Genomic DNA, 7,258 nt, shown 5'->3' on the forward strand with positions numbered 1-7,258 from the left:
GTTGGAATCTTACACGCATTTTAAATGGCAAGCAAGACACTTTAAAATCACCCCCTCTCATTTTTCTTTGGAGGCTGTGGCGCATAATGGGCAGTTAGAGTTATTTTTGGAGAGTGATTATTCCTTGTTTTTGCGGAATCTTAAAGGCAAGTTTTTGTTAAATTCTCACGGGTTTAGCACAAAAATTGCAGACAAAACCTTGCAATTTGCCGAGAATACTTGGGTAGAGGGTGAATTTAGCGGCGAATTTGCACATTATATTTTGCAAGCGCAAAGCAATCTTTTGGATTCGCAAAGTGATTTGAATGCTTATGGCTCTTATTTGGATTTTAAGAGTCTTAAACTGCACACAAAAAATGCAAGTTTAGCGACACTCTTTGTTTTGTTTGATGAAGCACCTTATGGAGATGGAATCTTAAACTTTGATTTGAAATTAGAGCAAGCTCAAGAGGATTTGCAAGACACTTCTTACTCCCTTTGGCAAACTCTTTTAAATACAAAGTCCGAAGCGAATCTTTATAATGGAATCTTCAATGTGAGCCTAGAGGGTGGGGAGCTAGCAGCAGAGGAGTTTTTATCGCATTTTAATCTCACAATTCCACCGACATATTTTATGGGAGAATTACAAGGCGAGATACATCACAATACTTTCCAACATCATTTGAAAATTTATTCTAGCGTTGGGGATTTTGCGCTCAAGGGGGCGAGCAATCTAAGAACTTTAGCCACCGATACAGAATTTCATTGTGGTTTTCAAAATCTTTCACCCCTTTCACCTTTTTTTGGGATTCCGCTTAATGGGGCTTTGGAGACAAAAGGAATCGCAAAGGGTGATATGAAAAATATGCTGATTAGCGGAACGATGCGTTTGGAAAACTCCCCTTTGGATTTTCGTTTGAATTTGCAAAATTTACAAGCTAATACCTTGAAACTCACAAGTCAAAACTTGGAGGCAAGCGCGCTTTTTACGCTTTTTAATCAACCTTCTTTTTTGCGAGGAACGCTTAATCTTGATTTGGATTTACGCGATTTTGCAAGCGGAATCTCTGGCGTTGTCTTAATGCAAAGTCAAGATTTGTTTATCAATAGCCCACTTATAGAAATGCGCACGCACATCGGATTTCCTGCTATGACATTTCAGCTAGATTCCAAGATAGAGCTAGCGCAAGGACAAGGAATCCTAAATTATGCGCTCCATTCCAATCTTGCAGATTTTCAAGGGCAAGGGGGCAAAATCTCTTTGCAGCCCTTTGCGTTTGAGATTCCACAAGAAATCACCTTAACGAAGCTTCAAAATTTCTCCTATCGGAATAAAAGCCTCTTTAAAGGCATACTGAATGCACAAGGATTAGCGACTAATGAGTCTTTGAACCTTAAAGGAGAGATAAAAGAAGACAGCAATGCAAAATCATCTAGTTTGCACGCGTTGAGTTTGAGTGTGAGCAAAACGGCTTCCAATCTTTATCTCAATCAGCTAAGTAGTGCGCAAATTTATACGATATTTCCAAAGATTCCTCATTATTTTGAAGGAGTGGCGAATCTCAATGTCAAAGAATATTTTGTGGAAAATATATGTCATTTTAACTTTGATATTACCAATGTAAGATTCCGCAATACTGCACTTTTGCGCTCTTTGAATCAAGCAATAGGGCAGAATCTAAGCCAAGTGGATTTTAATGGCTTCCTCTATCATCAGCTTACTATGGACAATCAACTACACAGTACGATTTCTCTCCAATCAAAAGCAGATTCCAAAAAATCAAAAGTGCAGAATATTCAAATCCAATCTTCCAAAATTGTTACGAATCTAAACAATTCTACTTTGGAGGGAAATTTGCTTCTTAAGCACTCTAAAAGCACTGAAGAGCATAGATTGTTCGGAAATATTCATCAGCCAAAAATTTATTAAATAGAAATAAAGGCTAAAATTTAATGTTTATTTAAGTAAATTTAAATGAGATTTTATTTTTATTCCGCTTAAATTTTGACTGAATTTTTAATTTTTTAAGGTGTTTATCAATAATGGAAGATTTAAAACAAACCTATCCAGACGCACTTCCTTATCATAAAGGAGGCAAAATTGAAGTGGTTGCACGCACGCAATTAAATAATGAGCACGATTTATCTATCGCTTATTCTCCGGGTGTTGCTGTTCCTTGTAAAGAGATTCAGCGCGACCCACATACCGCGTATGAATACACTGCCAAAGGCAATCTTGTTGCTGTTATTTCCAATGGCACAGCCGTTCTGGGGCTTGGAAACATTGGGGCACTTGCAGGAAAACCTGTAATGGAGGGGAAATCAGCATTATTTAGGAAATTTGCCGATATTAGCGCGTTTGATATTGAAGTAGATGAGACAAATCCGGATAAGTTTATTGAGATTGTGCGCGCAATCGCGCCAACTTTTGGCGGAATCAACTTAGAAGATATTAAAGCACCTGAATGTTTTTATATAGAATCACAACTCAAAGAGGTTCTTAATATTCCTATTATGCACGATGACCAGCACGGAACGGCAATCATTTCAACTGCGGGAATTATCAATGGATTAAAAATCACAAATAAAAAGGCAGAGGATTTAAAAATTGTCGTTTTTGGCGCAGGTGGTGCGGCGATTGCGTGTGCAAAAATGGCACAGAATCTAGGAGCAAAAGAAATTATTATGTTTGATAGCAAAGGCGCAATCACAACTTTTAGAAAAGATTTGAATGGATTTAAAAAAGACTTTGCAATTTCTCGCCAAATCAACTCTTACAAGGAAGCTTTGGACGGCGCAGATGTTTTGCTTGGGCTCTCTCGTGGGGATATTTTGACTGCCAAAGATATTGAGGGAATGAATCCAAACCCTATGATTTTTGCGATGAGTAACCCAATTCCAGAGATTGACCCAAAGATTGTGTATGAGACAAGACCTGATGCGATAATTGCAACAGGCAGAAGTGATTATCCTAATCAAATCAATAATGTATTGGGATTCCCTTATATTTTCAAAGGCGCATTAAAAGCGCGCTCAAGATGTATCAATGAGGAAATGAAGTTTGCTTGTGCGTATGCACTTGCCGCACTTGCAGAAAAGCCTATTCCTGATGATTTGAGGGCGGAGTTAGAGAAAATTCACGGGAGAAAGTTTGAGTTTGGTAAAGATTATATTATCCCTAGCCCTTTTGATACGCGCTTAAAAGATTTCGTTTCTAACGCGGTTGCACAAGCAGCGATTAATAGTGGGGTTGCACGCGTCAAAAGTTTGGAATCTTAAATTTTAGTTTTAAGATAATTGTTAAAGAAATTTCAATGGAAGAATTTGCTTACAAGTTGGTGATGTTTGGTTTTAGCGCACTTTGTGAGGATTTGGAAGAGGTGAAACGTCGCTTGAGTCTTTATCCTGCCGAGCGGTATGAACTTGAAAATGGCGACGAATGCTTTTTGATTGATTTAAAAACGCGTGATTCTTATTCTATCGTGCTTGAGAATGAGAGATTTGTGATAAAAGGCTTAGAATCGTGAGATAAGTGCATTGATTCCCGAATTAAGGTTTCAGATAGTTTTCTTTAACTAGCAAATTTACAACTTCCTTAAAAAGCGGTACAGCCGTGCGTGTGGCAAAATATGCTTCTGTCTCATTGGGTTCAAACACGCTAATGCCAATGGTATATTCACTCCCTTTTTCATCGTTTGCAAAGCCAAAAAATGAACTATTGTATTTACGCACATATTTTCCACCCTGTGCGATATGCGCAGTGCCTGTTTTACCACCAATTGTAATGCCTTTTACTTGCGCAGTTTTTCCTGTTCCCTCATTGACAACTTTAATAAGAGTATCTTTTACTTCTTTGGCGGTTTTGTTGCTTAGGATTCTAATGGGGGTTTGATGCTTGAGCTTATAGCGGATAGATTTGGAATCTTGGATATATTCCACCAAATAAGGATTATAAGAGATTCCATAATTCGTGATGATATTGTAGGCTTTAAGCATTTGAATAAAGGTTGTGCGCAATCCATAGCCGTAAGAAGCGGTGGCACGATAAACTTCGCTTTGGAATCGCTTTATATCTGGAATTACACCCACGCGCTCGTAAGGCAAATCAATTCCACTTGGATTTCCGAATCCAAAAGCTTGCAAGGCGGCATTGTATTCTGGTGGGCTAAGTCTTTGGGCTATTTTTGCCATACCGATATTGCTAGAATAGAGCAAAACCTCTTCAGCTGTTGCAGATTTTAACCTATGGGTGTCTGTAATATAAAAATTATGCAATCTAAAGCGTCCATTTTCCAAATCAATGGTTTCATTGGGAGTAATAAGGTTTTTATCTAGTAAAATCGCATAAATAATGGGTTTGATAATGCTTCCGGGTTCATAGGAATATTCAATCGCATTCGCATTGAGTTTAGAATAATCGTTTTTGGTGATGAGATTCGGATTAAAGCGCGCACTACTCGCAAGACTTAGGATTTTTCCGCTTTTGCTTTCTATAATGCCAATTAGAATCTCTTTTGCTCCAAGTTGCGCTGCATTTTCATCTGCAAGTCGTTCAATTTTTTTTTGCAACTTTAATGGAATAGAGGTAATAACATCGTAGCCGTCCATTCTTTCTTTGAAAGTGGAATGTTTGTTTAAAATTACATTAAAACCAATATCGCGTTGCCCAATCATCAGCAAATCACTCATCGGCTCTAGCTCATTATCAAAGCTTTTTTCAATACCTTTAACGCCTTGCACGCGTGTAATATTCGTCTCATTTTGCTTGTTAATATAGCCTAGAATTGGCTCCATCGTGTCTTGATAGAGATAATCCCTAGATTCCCCGCTTTCTACTACGGATAAGCCATATTTAAAAATATGTCCATTTTCGTCTTCATAGCTCTGAAAAACATCTAATTGATTCAGCTTTAAGTTCAGTTGTTTGAGATAACTTGCACTTTTGGAATCAATGGCATACGAAAGTGTTACATTGCCTTTTTTCTCTAGTTTGGAGAGAATTTGATTCTTTGGTATCTTACTATAAATGCTAAAAAGATTGACGAATAGTTCTTTTTTTTGTGGATTAATGTTGTGAGTATTGACGACTGCTTTATAGACTTTTTTGCTAGAGGCAAGCAAGAATCCGTCACTACTATAAATATTTCCTCTAATTGCGCTTTCAATGCGTTTGGCTTGGAAGTTTGGAAGTTTGCGAGAGGCGAAATTTTGATAAAAGATTGTCCCTAAAAAAATGCAGAATCCCATTCCTATTGTAAGAAATAGAAGTAATATCTTGCCTGCCTTTTTAGATTGCGCGTCATTCATTTTAGGCAGAGATTAAATTTGTGTTCTAATAAGTTCTTTATAGGCACTAATGGCTTTATTGCGCACCTCTAGCATTAATTTCATACTATTTTCGGCTTTTCCGATTGCAATAGCGGCTTGGTGGATGTCTTTGATTTGCCCTGTCGCCATATCTGCCATTACTTGCTCATTTGTTTTTTGGTAGGCATTGACTTCATCTACCGCTTCTTTTAGCATATTACCAAAGCTCTTAGAAGGAGGATTTAAATCGTGGTTTGGTGCAAGATTTGGAACATCTTGGAGTTTAGAGTTTAATTTTTCTAAATCCACTCCGTATTTGTTAATTTCCATTTATAATCCTTTATGCTTGGAACATTGAAATTGCTGTGGTTGCCATATTTTTAGCACTTTGGAACACAGCAACATTTGCTTGATAAGCTTTAGTTGCCTCAATCAAGTCTGCCATTTCCACGACTGCATTAATGTTGGGATATGCAACATAACCTTCAGAGTTTGCATCTGGGTGATTAGGTTCATATTTCATTTTTGGCTGTGTGTCATCACGGACAATTTTATCAACATAAACACTCATTAGCGTAGGTTTTGGCTTCCTTTGCTCATCAAATTTGTCCATTTCATCTAATGGATCTTCATATTTTAGCAAATTATTGCTGTTTTCATACTTTTGATTCAAAACTTTATCAAAATCAAAAGCTTTTAATATAAGATCTCTTCGTCTATAAGGTCCGCCCTCATCGGTGCGCGTGGTATTTGCGTTGGCAATGTTGCTAGAAATTAAATTTACTCTTTGACGCTGTGCTGATAACCCATAACCGCTAATATCAAAACTAGATAAAAACATTTAAATCCCCTTATATATTTCTTGAAGATTCTATTGCATAGGTGAAGATTCCACCTTGTTTGCGCAATGCACCAATAATTGCTTGATACATAATATCATTTTTGCCCATTTCACTTGTTTCAATATCCAAATCCACACTATTGCCATCATTGCGAGAAAGATGTCCATCACGATAAAACATTGTGGGACGCTTTAGGCTCATATCCTCAATAGGAAGCAAATGATTTTTGTTTGTAATGGCTACATCAAGTTCTAATTTGCGGTTGCGATTAAAAATCTCGTCTGCTTTTTGTGCCATCATTTGTTCAAAATTCACATCTTTTGGGCGATACATTGGAGTAGAGACATTGGCAATATTGCTAGCAATCATATCCCTGCGCACAGCTCTATGGTCAAGAGCTTCTTGCGCAAGCGCACGCGCTGGGCTATAACTGAAAATACTCATAGCAAATCCTTGAATATTGAATTTGTTAAAGAGTAAGCAAGTTGTGTTCCAAAATAATGATGAGTGATTCTATATGTTAATGTTATTTACTAGGAATCATTGCCAAGCAAACTTAAACTTACCCGGCAATGAGGAATTGCGAAAATGTGGAATCCGCACAATGAAAATTTGGCGACAAGGAATTCCAACGACTTGTTTATTCTTTTAAACTTTTCATATCAATCACATAGCGGAATTTTGCCTTGCCACTCGTGAGATTCTCATACGCCTCATTGATTTGCTCCACAGAAATAACCTCTGTCTCGGGATAGATTTTGTGTTTGAGCGAAAAATCAAGCATTTCTTGTGTCTCTTTCATTCCGCCAATGAGTGAGCCATAGACTTTTTTACCCGCAGCAAATACAAGTCTCGTTAAATCAATACCAAGCTTCTCATCTGCAGGTGGTAAGCCTACAATAGCCATTTCTCCGCCAAATTTCAACAACTCTGCATAGGCATTCACATCATACGCGGTTGGAATCGTAGAAATGATAAAATCAAATCGTTCGCTCACACCCTTTGTATCAGTATAAAGTGCCTTTGCACCGAGCTCTAATGCCTCTTTTTCTTTATTTTTATTACGCGCAAACACGCTCACTTCCGCACCCATTTTGATTGCGTATTTGAGTGCCATTACACCAAGCCCA

Annotated in this window: 8 protein-coding genes; 3 read left to right on the forward strand and 5 right to left on the reverse strand. The window is 37.7% G+C overall.

What is annotated here, in order from left to right; genetic code table 11:
* The 3 genes from Q1553_RS07210 to Q1553_RS07220 form a co-directional block, all read left to right on the forward strand.
* The coding region (locus tag Q1553_RS07210; RefSeq protein WP_300842862.1) for a hypothetical protein at positions 1–1,909 on the forward strand (1,909 nt) is incomplete at its 5' end.
* Positions 1,910–2,022: 113 nt separating this feature from the next.
* The gene (locus Q1553_RS07215; RefSeq protein ID WP_115552138.1) at positions 2,023–3,258 is read left to right on the forward strand and encodes a malic enzyme-like NAD(P)-binding protein; all 1,236 of its coding nucleotides are present in this window, start codon (positions 2,023–2,025) and stop codon (positions 3,256–3,258) included.
* Between the two features lie 35 nt (positions 3,259–3,293).
* Complete coding sequence (locus Q1553_RS07220; protein ID WP_115552137.1) at positions 3,294–3,506, forward strand: hypothetical protein; 213 nt, start codon at positions 3,294–3,296, stop codon at positions 3,504–3,506.
* Positions 3,507–3,528: 22 nt separating this feature from the next.
* On the opposite strand, the gene Q1553_RS07225 is transcribed toward Q1553_RS07220, so the two are convergent.
* From Q1553_RS07225 to Q1553_RS07245, 5 genes are all read right to left on the reverse strand, one after another.
* On the reverse strand, positions 3,529–5,286 hold the full coding sequence (locus tag Q1553_RS07225) for a penicillin-binding protein 2 (RefSeq protein WP_115552136.1): 1,758 nt from the start codon (positions 5,284–5,286) through the stop codon (positions 3,529–3,531).
* A gap of 12 nt (positions 5,287–5,298) precedes the next feature.
* The gene (gene fliE / locus Q1553_RS07230) at positions 5,299–5,616 is read right to left on the reverse strand and encodes a flagellar hook-basal body complex protein FliE (protein WP_115552135.1); all 318 of its coding nucleotides are present in this window, start codon (positions 5,614–5,616) and stop codon (positions 5,299–5,301) included.
* A gap of 10 nt (positions 5,617–5,626) precedes the next feature.
* Positions 5,627–6,127 carry a flagellar basal body rod protein FlgC gene (gene flgC / locus Q1553_RS07235; protein WP_300706622.1) on the reverse strand — a complete coding sequence of 167 codons (501 nt, stop codon included), beginning with the start codon at positions 6,125–6,127 and terminating at the stop codon, positions 5,627–5,629.
* 10 nt (positions 6,128–6,137) lie between these two features.
* Positions 6,138–6,572, reverse strand: a complete 435-nt coding sequence (gene flgB / locus Q1553_RS07240; protein WP_115552133.1) for a flagellar basal body rod protein FlgB — start codon at positions 6,570–6,572, stop codon at positions 6,138–6,140.
* 196 nt (positions 6,573–6,768) lie between these two features.
* The coding region (locus tag Q1553_RS07245) for a zinc-binding dehydrogenase (RefSeq protein ID WP_300842863.1) at positions 6,769–7,258 on the reverse strand (490 nt) is incomplete at its 5' end.

Source organism: Helicobacter sp. UBA3407 (assembly GCF_949747025.1).
GTDB classification, from domain to species: domain Bacteria; phylum Campylobacterota; class Campylobacteria; order Campylobacterales; family Helicobacteraceae; genus Helicobacter_D; species Helicobacter_D ganmani.